The sequence below is a fragment of the Ralstonia sp. UBA689 genome (genome assembly GCF_002298975.1).
Classification (GTDB): Bacteria; Pseudomonadota; Gammaproteobacteria; order Burkholderiales; family Burkholderiaceae; genus Ralstonia.
In genome coordinates, this window is sequence record NZ_DBMV01000011.1 from 211,774 (window position 1) to 225,568 (window position 13,795).

At 63.7% G+C, this 13,795-nt stretch carries 13 protein-coding genes; 5 read left to right on the forward strand and 8 right to left on the reverse strand.

The genetic code is table 11. The features are described 5' to 3' along the window. Positions 1 to 10 precede the first annotated feature (10 nt). The 7 genes from nirB to B4F51_RS06570 all read right to left on the reverse strand — a co-directional run bounded on the left by nirB (position 11) and on the right by B4F51_RS06570 (position 8,330). Positions 11 to 2,569, reverse strand: a complete 2,559-nt coding sequence (nirB, locus tag B4F51_RS06540; RefSeq protein WP_296224275.1) for a nitrite reductase large subunit NirB — start codon at positions 2,567 to 2,569, stop codon at positions 11 to 13. A gap of 21 nt (positions 2,570 to 2,590) precedes the next feature. Beyond that, positions 2,591 to 3,913, reverse strand: a complete 1,323-nt coding sequence (locus B4F51_RS06545) for an MFS transporter (RefSeq protein WP_296224276.1) — start codon at positions 3,911 to 3,913, stop codon at positions 2,591 to 2,593. A gap of 358 nt (positions 3,914 to 4,271) precedes the next feature. Continuing rightward, entirely contained in the window at positions 4,272 to 4,562 is a 291-nt protein-coding gene (locus B4F51_RS06550; RefSeq protein ID WP_296224277.1) for a hypothetical protein, read from the reverse strand. Between the two features lie 173 nt (positions 4,563 to 4,735). Beyond that, positions 4,736 to 4,990 (reverse strand): GlsB/YeaQ/YmgE family stress response membrane protein, encoded by a 255-nt coding sequence (locus tag B4F51_RS06555; protein ID WP_296224278.1) that lies wholly within the window; start codon positions 4,988 to 4,990, stop codon positions 4,736 to 4,738. Positions 4,991 to 5,127: 137 nt separating this feature from the next. Then, positions 5,128 to 6,672, reverse strand: coding sequence for a methyl-accepting chemotaxis protein (locus B4F51_RS06560; protein WP_296224279.1), 1,545 nt, complete (start codon positions 6,670 to 6,672; stop codon positions 5,128 to 5,130). An 805-nt stretch (positions 6,673 to 7,477) separates the two neighbouring features. After that, positions 7,478 to 7,996, reverse strand: a complete 519-nt coding sequence (locus tag B4F51_RS06565; protein ID WP_296224280.1) for an SRPBCC family protein — start codon at positions 7,994 to 7,996, stop codon at positions 7,478 to 7,480. Then, a complete protein-coding gene (locus B4F51_RS06570; RefSeq protein ID WP_296224281.1) occupies positions 7,986 to 8,330 on the reverse strand; it encodes an ArsR/SmtB family transcription factor in 345 nt (114 codons plus the stop codon). The genes B4F51_RS06565 and B4F51_RS06570 overlap by 11 nt, the downstream gene beginning before the upstream one ends. Before the next feature lie 157 nt (positions 8,331 to 8,487). Between B4F51_RS06570 and B4F51_RS06575 the strand changes: the two genes are divergently transcribed. The 5 genes from B4F51_RS06575 to B4F51_RS06595 all read left to right on the forward strand — a co-directional run bounded on the left by B4F51_RS06575 (position 8,488) and on the right by B4F51_RS06595 (position 12,526). Continuing rightward, the gene (locus B4F51_RS06575; RefSeq protein ID WP_296224282.1) at positions 8,488 to 9,057 is read left to right on the forward strand and encodes a GbsR/MarR family transcriptional regulator; all 570 of its coding nucleotides are present in this window, start codon (positions 8,488 to 8,490) and stop codon (positions 9,055 to 9,057) included. Between the two features lie 19 nt (positions 9,058 to 9,076). Then, positions 9,077 to 10,438, forward strand: coding sequence for a cytochrome ubiquinol oxidase subunit I (locus B4F51_RS06580; RefSeq protein ID WP_296224283.1), 1,362 nt, complete (start codon positions 9,077 to 9,079; stop codon positions 10,436 to 10,438). Beyond that, a complete protein-coding gene (locus tag B4F51_RS06585) occupies positions 10,435 to 11,466 on the forward strand; it encodes a cytochrome d ubiquinol oxidase subunit II (protein WP_296224284.1) in 1,032 nt (343 codons plus the stop codon). The genes B4F51_RS06580 and B4F51_RS06585 overlap by 4 nt, the downstream gene beginning before the upstream one ends. A 62-nt stretch (positions 11,467 to 11,528) precedes the next feature. Continuing rightward, entirely contained in the window at positions 11,529 to 11,834 is a 306-nt protein-coding gene (locus tag B4F51_RS06590; protein WP_296224285.1) for an NIPSNAP family protein, read from the forward strand. Positions 11,835 to 11,842: 8 nt separating this feature from the next. Further along, positions 11,843 to 12,526, forward strand: coding sequence for an SGNH/GDSL hydrolase family protein (locus B4F51_RS06595; RefSeq protein WP_296224286.1), 684 nt, complete (start codon positions 11,843 to 11,845; stop codon positions 12,524 to 12,526). A gap of 36 nt (positions 12,527 to 12,562) precedes the next feature. Here the strand turns inward: B4F51_RS06595 and B4F51_RS06600 are convergent, their stop codons facing one another. Beyond that, entirely contained in the window at positions 12,563 to 13,681 is a 1,119-nt protein-coding gene (locus B4F51_RS06600) for a helix-turn-helix transcriptional regulator (RefSeq protein ID WP_296224287.1), read from the reverse strand. Positions 13,682 to 13,795: the final 114 nt, after the last annotated feature.

Consider the following 13,795-nt stretch of genomic DNA (forward strand, 5'->3'; position numbering starts at 1 on the left):
TCCTTCTGGGTCAGGCAGCCTCAGCAACAACGGGAATCCGCACCGGGCGGGTCTTGCTGCGCTCATCCACCGTAGCCGGGCGGATCTGCCCGCGCTCTTCGACAAACACGACGTTGGCATCGGCCGCGTCGCTGTTGACGAAGTGGCGGAAGCGCTTGCGCACCTCGGGGTTGGTCACGGCGGTCTTCCACTCGTCCTGATAGGTGTCGACCACGTGCTGCATCTCGGTTTCCAGCTCGGCGGCAATGCCCAGCTTGTCGTTCACGATCACGTCCTTCAGGTAGTCGAGCCCACCTTCGAGGTTATCGCGCCAGGTGCTGGTGCGCTGCAGGCGGTCGGCGGTGCGCACGTAGAACATCAGGAAACGATCGACGTACTTGATGAGCGTGGCCTGATCCAGATCGGCGGCCAGCAGTTCTGCATGGCGGGGCTTCATGCCGCCGTTGCCGCACACGTAGAGGTTCCAGCCCTTTTCCGTGGCGATGATGCCGACGTCCTTGCCCTGCGCCTCGGCGCATTCACGCGTGCAGCCCGACACGCCAAACTTGAGCTTGTGCGGCGAGCGCAGGCCCTTGTAGCGGTTCTCCAGCGCAATCGCAAAGCCCACCGAATCGCCCACGCCATAACGGCACCACGTCGATCCCACACACGACTTCACCGTGCGCAGCGACTTGCCATACGCATGGCCCGACTCAAAGCCGGCGGCGATCAGCTCTTCCCAGATCAGCGGCAGTTGTTCCAGGCGCGCACCGAACAAGTCCACGCGCTGGCCACCGGTGATCTTGGTGTACAGACCGTACTTCTTGGCGACCTGGCCGACGGCGATCAGGCCATCCGCCGTCACCTCGCCGCCCGGCATGCGCGGCACCACCGAATACGTACCGTCCTTCTGGATGTTGGCGAGGAAGTAGTCGTTCGAATCCTGCAGGCCGGCGTGCTCCTTCTTGAGCACGAAATCGTTCCAGCACGAGGCCAGGATGCTTGCCACGGCGGGCTTGCAGATGTCGCAGCCCATGCCGTGGCCGTGCGCTTCCAGCAGCGCTTCGAAGGTCTGGAAGCGGCCCACGCGCACCAGGTGATACAGCTCCTGACGCGAGTATGCGAAGTGCTCGCAGATGTGGTTGTTGACGGCCAGACCCTGCCTCTTCATTTCGGCCTTCATCACCTGTGTCATCAGCGGCACGCAGCCACCGCACGAGGTGCCGGCTTTCGTCGCGTCCTTGAGCGCGCCCACGGTGGTGGCGCCGGCGCACACGGCCTGGCACAGCGCGCCCTTCGACACGTCATTGCACGAGCAGATCTGTGCGCCGTCGGGCAGCGCATCCACGCCCAGCGCCGGACGTGCATTGCCATCGGCCTGCGGCAGGATCAGGAATTCCGGCGCCTCGGGCAACTCGATGCGGTTGAGCATCATCTGCAGCAGCGTGCCGTATTCGGAAGCATCGCCCACCAGCACGCCGCCCAGCAGGTACTTGCCGTCGGACGACAGCACCAGCTTCTTGTAGATCTGCTTGCGCTCGTCGGTAAACAGCACGCTGCGGCTGCCGGGGGTGATGCCTTGCGCGTCGCCCAGGCTGGCCACGTCCACGCCCATCAGCTTGAGCTTGGTGCTCATGTCGGCGCCGTTGAAGGACGTTTCCTCCTCCGCCGCCAGGATCTGCTTGGCGACGATGCGCGCCATCTCATAGCCCGGCGCGACCAGGCCGTACACCTTGCCGCCCCACAGCGCGCATTCGCCAATCGCGTACACGTCCGGCACCGAGGTGCGGCAGTCGGAGTCGATCACGATGCCGCCGCGCTCGCCCACTTCCAGGCCGCATTGGCGTGCCAGCTCGTCGCGCGGGCGGATGCCGGCGGAGAAGACGATCATGTCGACATCGAGATGCGTGCCGTCCGCAAAATTCATGCGGTGCTTGCCATCCTCGCCATCGACGATCTCCACCGTGTTCTTTTGCGTGTGCACCGTCACGCCCAGGTCTTCGATCTTCCGGCGCAGCATGCGGCCACCGCCGTCGTCCACCTGCATGGCCATCAGGCGACCGGCAAACTCCACCACGTGGGTCTGCTGCAGATTCATGTCGCGCAGGGCCTTGGCGCATTCCAGGCCCAGCAGGCCGCCGCCCACCACCACGCCGGTCTTGGCGCGCTGGCCGCACTCGGCCATCGCCTCCAGGTCTTCGATGGTGCGGTAGACGAAGCAATCTTCGCGGTCCTTGCCCGGGATCGGCGGCACGAACGGCGCGGAGCCGGTGGCGATCACCAGCTTGTCGTACGGCAGCACCTCGCCGGTGGAGGCTGTCACCAGCTTGGCCGCCACATCGATGGAGACTGCGCGGGCGTTGAGCTTGAGCACTACGTCGTCGCGGTCGAAGAAGCCGGGCGCAACCAGCGAGAGGTCTTGCGCAGTCTTGCCGGTAAAGAATTCCGACAGATGCACGCGGTCGTACGCCGGGCGCGGTTCTTCGCACAGCACGGTGACGTGCAAATCGTGGCCCGGGGCATGCAGCAAGCTCTCCAGGAACTTGTGGCCCACCATGCCGTGGCCGATGACGACGATCTTCATGGTCATGGCGATCTCCTTAGTGTTGGCTCAAGCGTTGCCGGCCGCTGCCAGCGTGTTGTCGTACAGCGCTTGTTCGCGCGCCTTGTGTTCTGCCGAGAAGCGCACGGCGACGGCGCAGATGGCCGAGATCGCCACCATCACGCCCAGCATCGACAGCGTGGCTTGCGTATCGCCCAGGCCCTTCATCAGGAAGCCCGCGGCCACCGCGCCGGCATTGCCGCCGGCGCCGATGATGCCGGCCACGCCGCCCAGCGCGCGGCGGTCGATGAACGGCACCAGCGCGTAGGTCGCACCGCACGCCATGTGGGTGAACAGCCCGAAGCCGAGCATGGCCAGCACCGCCACCGTGATGCTGCCGGCATGCGCGAAGCCGAACAGGCCCAGGCCCTCGCCCAGCATCAGCACGCACAGCAGTTGGGTACGGGCGTCCAAGCCGCGACGGGCTGCTACGCGGTCCGACACGATGCCGCCCAATGCGCGGGCAAACAGTGCCAGCAGGCCGAAGCTCGCGGCCGCCATGCCCGCTGCCGAGAGCGACAGGCCAAAGTGGTCAACGTAATACGTGGCGGCGATGTTGTGGATGAAGATCTCCACACCGAAGCACGCGCCGTAGGTGATGAACAGCAGCCACACGCGGTAGTTGCCGGCAGCCGTCACGAAGCTGCCCCAGCCACCCTTCTTGCCGCTGTCGATGGTCTTGCCTGCCGCGCGCAGCGCATCGAAGTTGCCTTCCGGGCAGTCCTGCGTATAGCGCCAGTACAGCGCTGCGACGATCAGCATCGCCACGCCCGGCACCACCATGGCAATGCGCCAGCCCAGGCCCTGCGTCACGCCCATCATCACGATGGCGGTCAGCAGTAGCGGCATCGTGCCCTGTGCCACACCGCCGCCCGCGTTGCCCCAGCCGGCCGCCGCCGCGTTGGCCGTACCGACCACGTTCGGCGCGAACATGACCGACGTGTGGTACTGCGTGATCACGAAGCTCGCGCCAATCGCCCCGATCGCCAGGCGGAAGAACAGGAAGGCTTCGTAGCTCTGCGCCAGCGCCACACCCAGCACGGGGATGGCACCCAGCACCAACAGGCCGGTATAGGTCTTGCGCGGACCGAAGCGGTCGCACAGCGGGCCGACAATCAGCCGCACCAGGATCGTCACCGCCACCGCGGCGATGTTGATGTTGGCAATCTGCCCTGGCGTGAGGTGGAACTCACCCTTGAGCACCGGCATGAGCGGCGCGCAGGCGAACCACGCATAGAAGCAGACGAAGAACGCCAGCCACGTCAGGTGAAAGGCGCGCATCTGAGGCGTGCGCAGGCTGAACAGATCGATTCGGGTGGCTTTGCCGGTCATATCGAATCCCGCTTCCGAAAAAAAGAAAGGCGTCCGAAAACCCAGCCGCATTGGCCAGGATCCGGGACGCCGTTGTCCAAGTAGCCCTGAGCACCAGGGCCTTCACCACGAAGAGAGCGAGTCGCCATTGACCCGCGCAATGGTGCTACGCAACAGGTGTGCCAGGACCGGAAAGCGTTGATCTATCGCCGTTTATCAGGAATGAGCACCGCTCGTGTGCTTCACCCGTGGGCGCGCGGTCGCACGGTTTCGGTGCGCGCACGATTCGAGATGGTGCGGCACAGCAAACGCGGCCGATGCCGACAGGAGACGATCGGCACATCACGCGACGTGCCGGTCGAAAGAAAGGCGGGAGGGTTCAGTACCCGTGCGTCACGATCGACAGCACGGACAAATCCGGATGTGTGCCGTCGATGATGCTGCGCGCCACATGCACGGCCTCCTCCATGGCATCTTCCGGGCTGCGAAAGCTGTCGTCGCCATCGGCATGGAATGACACCACGTGGCCGGGTTGTTGCGGACTGGCGCCTGGGTGGCACACATAGCCCGTGTAGGTGTAACGCCCGCTGTCGGCCCAAATTGGGCTGGGCGACACGTGAATCTCGAACCCTTCGTAGAGCTCTTGGGGAGGGGATGGCTGGTCAGACATGGTGGGTCTCGCTCGGGTATAGCGTGTGCGTGCCGCGCCAGCGCTTGTGGCGTGGCTCGGTTGTCCTTGTACCAACCAGTCTAGGTGATGGAGTGAGGCTTGAAACCGGCGATCCGGATGATGAATAACGGCGGCCAGGGCCCGCCGGAGGCCCTGGCCGACCATGAACAGCGCTACGCGCGTTTGATGAGCCGGATCAAGAACAGCAGGATCACCGCCCCGATCACCGCCGTGATGATCGAGCCGATCCATCCACCGCCCAACGAGATGTGCAGCACACCGGCCAGCCACCCGCCGATGAACGCACCGACGATGCCGACGACGATGTCGACGAACAACCCAAAGCCGCCGCCCTTGACCAGCATGCCGGCCAGCCAACCCGCCACCGCGCCGATGATCAGCCAGGCAATCAAACCGTGTGAGGCCATGTCCATGCTCCTGTAAATGTGCGTTCTGAGGAATACTGCAGCACAGGCATAGTAGGCGAAGACGGCACAATCTCCGTGTGCGGTAGACGCGGTTTTTGCAATTGCGTGCAGCGGCGTGCACACCGCTGCAGTGCAGCTCAGCGGAACACGTTCACCGCCTCCACCAGGCGCGAGGCCTGAATGCGCAAGCCCTCTGCCGCCGCCGCGCTCTGGCCCACCAGCGTGGCGTTTTCCTGCGTGACCTGGTCCAGATGGTTGACCGCCTGACTGACCTGCGTAATGCCGTCGGTCTGCTGCGCGGTGGCCAGGCTGATGTCGGCGATCATGGCCGAGACCTTTTTGACCTGGTCGACGATGTCGTCCATGGTCTTGCCGGCCTCGTCGACCAACCGCGAGCCGGATTCCACCTTGTCGACGCTCGCGCCGATCAGCTCCTTGATCTCCTTTGCCGCGCCGGCACTGCGCTGCGCGAGGGCGCGCACCTCGCCCGCCACCACGGCAAAGCCACGGCCCTGCTCCCCTGCACGCGCGGCCTCCACGGCGGCGTTGAGCGCCAGGATGTTGGTCTGGAAGGCGATGCTGTCGATCACGCCAATGATGTCGGCAATCTGCTTGGCGCTCTGCGTAATCGTGCCCATCGTGGCCACCACCTCGGCCATGGCGCGACCGCCATTGAGCGCGGCCTGCGTGGCCGCGCCGGACAGCGTGTTGGCCTGCCCGGCGGTTTCCGCATTGCTGGCCACCGTGGCCGTCATCTGCGTCATCGAGCTGGAAGTCTCCTCCAGGCTGGCTGCGGCCTGCTCGGTACGCATGTTGATGTCGCCATTGCCCTTGGCGATCTCCTGGCTGGCCGATTGCACGCTGATCACCTGTTCGGCCACGTCGTCAATCAGCCAGCGGAACATCAAACCGAGCTGACTGATCGTGCGCAGCGTCATGCCGATCTCGTCGACGCGGTTCGCGATTGCGACCTTCTGGTTCTCGCCCGAGGCTACGCTCAGGGCCTGCTCCTGCAGCCTTTCGAGTGGCGTGGCGATCTGCACCTTCAGCGACCATGAAGCGAGCGCCAGGGCGGCCAACTCCGCAACGGCAAAGCCACCGAGTGCCGCGCCGGACAAGCCGCACGCCCACGCCGCCACCAGCAGGGTTGGCAGCAACGTCAGGAAGGTCAGCCGAATGCGCCAGCGCACCGGCATCACCTGGAACACCGAGCGCCAGGCCATCAACCCGGTCCGCACGATCAGCCCCTTGTGAAACTTGCGGGTGCCGGCCTGGCCGGTCCGGAAGTCCTTGTAAAGCGACTCGGCGGCCGCGATTTCTTCACGCGTGGGCTTGGTCCGCACCGACATATAGCCGGTTGGCCGGCCGTTGCGTACGACCGGTGTGGCATTGGCCCGCACCCAGTAATGATCGCCGTTCTTGCGGCGGTTCTTGACCAGCGCCGTCCAAGGCTGCCCGGCCTTGAGCGTCGCCCACATATCGGCAAACGCTTCGGGCGGCATGTCTGGATGGCGCACGATGTTGTGCGGCTGCTTTTCGATCTCTTCGCGCGAAAAACCGCTGACCTCGATGAACGCCGCATTCGCATAGGCGATGTAGCTCTGTGTGTCAGTGGTCGACATGAGCGTGGCGTTGTCCGGGAACTCGTATTCGCGCTGGGTAACAGGTTCGTTGACACGCATTGCGGGGGCTTCTCCTTGATGATTTGCTTTGCAAACACAATTTCGGCAGAAACCCGGATTTATTAAGTACGAGATAACCCTGTCTTGATCTGGGATGCACGGCCAGCGCCGCAAATCGCACCGAAGCCACCTTCAGACGAGATTGATTTTCCTCTAATGAAACACGATACGCAGAGCGGAACTCTGCCAGCTCCGTTACCTGCAACACAGTGCAGCGTCTGTCATCTGGAAACCGCTCCGACGATAATCACTCATTTGCGGTAGTTTTTGCTTCATTACCGGAAAATCAACCAAAAATAGTACGTAACCACACGTTTGCTTGACAATATTCTTCACATACGAGAATCCCCCCCAGGGGCGTGGCGTGTCCGGAAAGCCTGCCACCAGCCCGGCGGGTTGCCGGGCCGTCGTGCTGTTGGAGCAAGTTGCCTGGTCACGCGAGAGCAGGCAGGGGAACGTGGTGGTTCAGGTCCGCTGTCCGTGTGCCAGACGAGCAAGCAGCACGCATCCCGATCCAGGTCGAGACGGGCGAAATACCGGCGTCTGAGCGGTTGCTCACAGTACGGGGCCGGCGGTGGCGACGCTGATGGTCAAGCAACGGCACGGGTTGCTGGAAGGCATCGGCATCGAGGTGATGGGCCGACATCCGCAGCGGTCATCCATCATCCGATCCGCCATATCGACCATCGCCACGATCGCCACTAAGAATCAGGAATGCGCAGCCAATCGGTATGTCGACGTTCAGCCAAGAGCGGAAGGTCGCAGAAATGCGCCGCTCTTGGCCGGGAAAGTCTTGAGCGATGCCTTATGCCTGGGCTTCGGACACGCCCATGGCCAACAGCAGTTCGTCGAGTCGTTCGAGAGTGGAGGCCATGCCGTCCTTCAATCCCATGTCGATGACTTTCTGCACATCCTCGGGCGAGTTGTACTGAACAACGGTCGTCACGAGGGTCCGTTCCTTCGCATCGGTAAAGGCGACGTCCCAACGTGCCCGCGGCAAGTCGGGATTCACGGCGCCGTTTTCGTCGGAGAAGCCATCCAAGGCCGCGTAGCCGTCGATCGGGCTGATGGTCTGATAGTCCAGACGGCTCCAGAATGCCTGCCCATCGGGGGTGATCATGGCGTAGTGCCAATAGCCGCCGTCCTTGAACTCCATGTGTTTTGTCTTGGTGGTCAGGGGCTTGGGCGCAAACCACTGATCGAGCAATTCGCGCTTCGTATGGCAATCCCACACAAGTTGGCGCTTCGCCGCGAACTCTCTCCTCACGGTGATGCTGTTCTTTTGCATGTCGACGAGGAAATCGAATCGAAGGTTAGCTTTCATTGTCTTCTCCTTGGAGCTTCTCTAAGAGGTTGTCCAGATTGTTGTAACGACTTGCCCAGATCGCGCTCTGCTCTTCAAACCAGCGCTCGGCGGCCGCCAGCCTCGCGCGCTCGAGCGTGCACGTCCGGATTCGACCGCTCTTCTTCGAGCGGATCAGCCCAGTCACTTCCAGTACCCGCACGTGTTTCATGAACGACGGCAGCGCCATGTCGAATGGTTCTGCCAGTTCACTCACAGTCGCAGGCCCGCTACCGAGCCGTTGAATAACTGCCCTGCGCGTGGGGTCTGCAAGCGCGTGAAAAACCGCGTCTAGCGCAATTCCATTGTTATCCATTTGGCTAACTATAGTCGTGAAAATCCCTTGCCGCAACAAGGTTCTGCAGCGTTCGAACCTTGAGGCCAGCCAGAGGCGCGACAGCGCGCCGCATTGCACTGCAGCACGGCAGGACTAAACTTTCAAAAATTCCTAAAAATTGAGAAAAATCAAAACAATGCAACTCTCCCCCTTGAAACAGCGCTTCGTCCTGCATTTCGGCGAGATGGGCAGCCGCTGGGGCATCAACCGCACAGTCGGACAGATCTACGCGCTGCTCTACGCGGCGCGCGAGCCGATCAACGCGGACGAGATTGCCGAGGCGCTGGGCTTCTCGCGCTCGAACGTGAGCATCGGCCTCAAGGAGCTGGAGTCCTGGAAGCTGGTGCGGCTCTCGCACAAGCCGGGGGACCGGCGCGAATACTTCTCCGCCCCCGACGACATCTGGACCATCTTCCGCACGCTGGCAGAAGAGCGCCGCAAGCGCGAGATCGACCCCACGCTCACGCTGCTGCGCGACGTGATGCTCGAATCCCCCACCGACCCCGACGACCGCCACGCCCAGGCGCGCATGAAAGAGATGTACCAGCTCATCACGCTCATGACCACGTGGTTTGACGACGTGCAGAAGCTGGACGTGGACGCCCTGCAGCAGCTCATGAAGATGGGCGCCAAGGTGCACAAGCTGCTGGAAGTGAAGAACAAGCTTGCTGTCGTCGTAGGCGGCGGCAGCGGCAAGAACAAGTAGTCACGCCCCGAGAAGAACCATGTCACTCGATCCTGTTGTATTGGCGCGCATTCAGTTTGGCGCCAACATCACGTTCCATATCCTGTTTCCTACCATCAGCATCGCGCTGGCGTGGGTGCTGCTGTTCTTCAAGCTTCGCTATCGCAAGACCGGCGACGAGGCTTGGATGGCCGCATACCGCCTGTGGGTGAAAGTCTTTGCGCTCACCTTTGCGCTGGGCGTGGTGTCCGGTGTCACGATGAGCTTCCAGTTCGGCACCAACTGGCCGGGCTATATGAATACCGTGGGCAACATCGCCGGGCCGCTGCTGGCCTATGAGGTGCTGACCGCATTCTTTCTGGAGGCGAGCTTCCTCGGCATCATGCTGTTCGGCACGGGCCGAGTGAGCCAGCGTGTCCACACCTTCGCCACCTTCCTCGTGGCGCTGGGCACAACCATCTCGGTGTTCTGGATCATCGCGCTGAACTCGTGGATGCAGACGCCTGCCGGGTACGTGATGATCGACGGCCGCGCGCATCCGGCAAGCTGGCTGGCGATCATCTTCAACCCGTCGTTCCCCTATCGCTTCACGCACATGCTGCTGGCCTCGGGGCTGACGGTGGCTTTCCTGCTGGCGGGGCTGTCAGCCTACCGCTGGTTGCGCAACGATCGCGGCGCCGACGTGCGCGCTACGCTCAAGACCGGCGTGGTGCTGGCCGCCATGTTGATTCCGCTGCAGATCGTCGCCGGCGATGCGCACGGCCTGAACGTGCTGGAGCATCAGCCCGCCAAGCTGGCCGCCATGGAAGGCATCTGGCAGACCGAGCGCGGCGTGCCCGCCGTGCTGTTCGGCATTCCCGACCAGGCCTCGCGTAGCAACCGCTTCGAGATTGCCGTGCCCAAGCTGGCCTCGCTGTACCTCACGCACTCGCTCGATGGCGAAGTGAAGGGGTTGAACCAGTTCGACAAGCATCCGCCCGTGCTGCCGGTGTTCTTCGCCTTCCGCCTGATGGTGGGCGTGGGCCTGCTGATGCTGGCCGTGTCATGGGCGAGCGCGTGGCGCCTGCGCCGGAATGGCGAGCTGCCGCGCTGGCTTGCCCGTACGCTGGTCGCCATGACGTTCTCCGGCTGGGTGGCCGTGGTCGCCGGCTGGTACGTGACGGAAATCGGCCGGCAGCCGTGGCTGGTCTATGGCGTGCTGACCACCGCGCAGGCGGCGTCCTCCGTGCCCGCAAGGATGATCGGCAGCACGCTGGCGATGTACCTGGCGCTGTACGCCTTCCTCATCGGCTCGTATGTCGGCGTGGTGTTCTACCTGGCCCGCAAGGCCGGCGGCGCCATCGACCCGACCGACGCAGACATTCCCGCCCCGCAACTTTCCGCCGCCGTGAGCCAAGCATGAACGCCATTCCCGACCTCACCCAACCCGCCGGCTGGCTGCCGGTGGTCTTCATGGCCCTGATGGGCATTGCCGTGCTGGCCTACGTGGTCCTGGACGGCTATGACCTCGGCGTCGGCATCCTGCTGCGCCGCGCCGATGACGCCGAGAAAGACACGATGATCGCGTCCATCGGCCCGTTCTGGGATGCAAACGAGACGTGGCTGGTGCTCGGCGTCGGCTTGCTGCTGGTGGCGTTTCCGGCCGCGCATGGCGAGATCCTGGGCGCGCTGTATTTTCCGGTGGCACTGATGCTGTTCGGCCTGATTCTGCGTGGCGTGGCGTTCGACTTTCGCGTCAAGGCGCGCGCTCACCACAAACCGTGGTGGAACCGCGCGTTCTATGCGGGCTCGGTCATCGCCACGGCGGCGCAGGGCCTGATGCTGGGGCTGTACATCACAGGCTTCCAGTACGACACGGCCAACGTGGTGTTCGCCATCTGCACGGCGGGCGGACTCATCGCAGGCTATCTGCTGCTGGGCGCCACATGGCTCATCATGAAAACCGAAGGCGCGCTGCAGTTGCGCGCCGTGCAGTGGGCGCGCGGCAGTCTGTGGTTCACGGCGCTGGGCGTGGCAGCCGTGTCGCTGGCCACGCCGTGGGTCAGCACGCGCGTGTTCGACAAGTGGTTCGCGTTGCCCAACATCATCCTGCTGGCGCCCGTGCCGCTGGTGACGGTGGTGCTGTTCGGCCTGATCGACTGGGTACTGCGCCGCCTGCCGCAGCAGATTGCCAAGGGCGATGAACACCTGATCTGGGCACCCTTTGTCGGCACCGGTGCGATCTTTCTGTTGGCCTTCAACGGCCTCGCGTACAGCTTGTTCCCGTATCTGGTGGTCGATCGGCTCGACATCTGGCAAGCGGCCAGCGCGCCCGAGTCGCTCGAATTCATGCTGGTGGGCGTGGCCATCGTGCTGCCGACCATCGTGGCGTACACCATCTACTCGTACAAGGTATTCCACGGCAAGGCGACGGAGCTGCGGTACTACTGAGATTGACCCGCTAGCGGGCAGGCGTTTAGGCTCATTGGCTCACACATCTGCCCGCACTCGACATGATCACCTGCACGATCCGCTACATCGTCAACACAGCCAGACTCCAGGAATTCGAGACCTACGGAAAGATGTGGATTCCATTGGTCGAGAAGTTTGGCGGCAGGCACCACGGCTACTTCCTGCCGTCCGAAGGGGCCAACAACGTCGCGCTGGCGTTGTTCTCATTCCCGAGCCTGGCGGCCTATGAGGTTGATCGCGAGCGCTCGAAGAGCGACGCCGATTGCATCGCCGCCTTCCAGTATGCAGACGAGACCGGCTGCTTTGTCAGCTACGAACGCAGCTTCTTCCGCCCGGTCTTTGCCTGACCACGCGCATGCAGCACGTCCTGCTCTATTCCGACTCGCTTTCGTGGGGCATCGTCCCCGGCTCGCGACAGCGCCTACCGTTTGACCAGCGCTGGGCGGGCGTGATGGAAGCCGCGCTGCGGGCGCGGGGATACGCCGTGCGCATCATCGAAGACTGCCTCAACGGACGCACCACAACGCTGGAGGATCCGGGCCGCTCCGGGCGCAGCGGCCTGCAGGGCCTGGCGCAACGCATCGAAACGCATTCGCCGCTCGCCCTCGTCATCCTGATGCTGGGCACCAATGATTTTCAGGCGATCTTTCAACACGATGCCCGCGATGCCGCGCAAGGGGTCGCGCAATTGGTGACAGCCATCCGCCAGGCACCCATCGAACCCGGCATGTCCATACCGCCTGTGTTGATCGTGGTGCCGCCGGTCATTCGCATGCCGGCCCGTGCGATGGCTCAGAAATTTGCGGGCGCTGCCGGCAAGGCTGCCGGCCTCACGCAGGCGTATCAGGAGGTGGCCGAAGCGTTGGGTTGCGCGTTGTTTGATGCGAATACCGCCACAGACGCCAGCCGTGTAGACGGCATCCATCTGGATGCGGACCAGCACGTTGCGCTGGGCAACGCCATGGCGCGCACAGTGAGGCCGTGGCTTCATCTGCAAGACGCCGACAACCACAAGCATCCCGCTCACGCCGCACCGTAACGACGGCGCGGCGAACGGCCCGATACCGCTGCGCCCCTAACCCTGGGACTTGCGCTGCGACAACACCCACAGCATCGCCCCAACGGCTTCCGCCTGTGAGCGCGTCGCCGTCTTCTCGAAGACGGCGCGCAACTGCGAGCGCACTGTCGACAGCGCAACACCGGCGCCAGCCGCGTATTCGTCGGGGGTTTTGCCTGCGATCAACGCCTCGGCCACCGCGGCTTCCGCCGCCGACAAGCCGAATGCCTGGCGCAACTGGGTCGCTGTCACAGGGCTGGCTGCGCCGCGCCGACGTGCCGTGACCATCAGTGCAGCATCACCAAAGGCCGCCTGCACGGCATTGGCCGGCAGCAGCGAGATGCCAAGAAAGATCTCGTGCGCGGCACCCAGCGCGGGGCGCACCGCAAAGCTCTCGCCCTTGCGGGATTTCGCCACGCGCGCCAACGCGGCCTGCAAGCCGTCGTTGTCAGCGGCAAACGTGGCGCTCAGGCGACCATGCTCCAACCGCAGACACGTCGACGCACGCAACAAAGCCTCGGCCTGCGCGTTGGCGAACAGCACACGCTGGTCACGCCCCAGCGCAAACACGGCCAGGCCAAGCTGCTCCATCAGCTCCGTGCCGAAGGCGGCGTCGCGATGGAGTGCCCGCGTGTCCTGCCAGAGGTTGATCGTGCGCTGCAGGTGACCCGCCATGCCGGTCGCGTTGGCGCGATCCTCGTCCGAGTAAGGCGTGCGCCCATTGGCTCGCAACATACCCAGCAGGATGTCGCTGCTGCCCGGACGCGCAAGACGCACGCCCATCAGGTAGCGGAAGCCCGACGGTATCTGGTAGTCCTGGTAAAACTCGCTGCGCTCGACATAGGCGTCGGACACATGGTCCTGACAGAAGGCGAATTCGCACAGGCCCGCGCGCTCGACAAAACCGCGGCGTGGATCGAGCGCGCCGTAGTACGCGTCGTAGCGCGCAATCACATCGTCCCACCCCCTCCCGGGGGAGTAAGTCGAAAGATGCGGTGCGTTGCGAATGGGGTCCCAACTGAACATGTGGAACACGTTGGCACCCAGTGCCTCGGTGACGTCGTGGAACACCTCCAGAAAGCCGTCCCGCGTCACGGCGGCTTCGTACAGATCACCAATGAGCTGGTCGTTGAGCACACTCCCCTCCTCCGAAGGATGGCTGTCTGGCCATGACGCCCGTCGCGCTCGCCTCGATGGTCGGCTCGGACATGTTGTGTGCGCCAAAATAGCACCCGATTTTTTTCCTGGGTA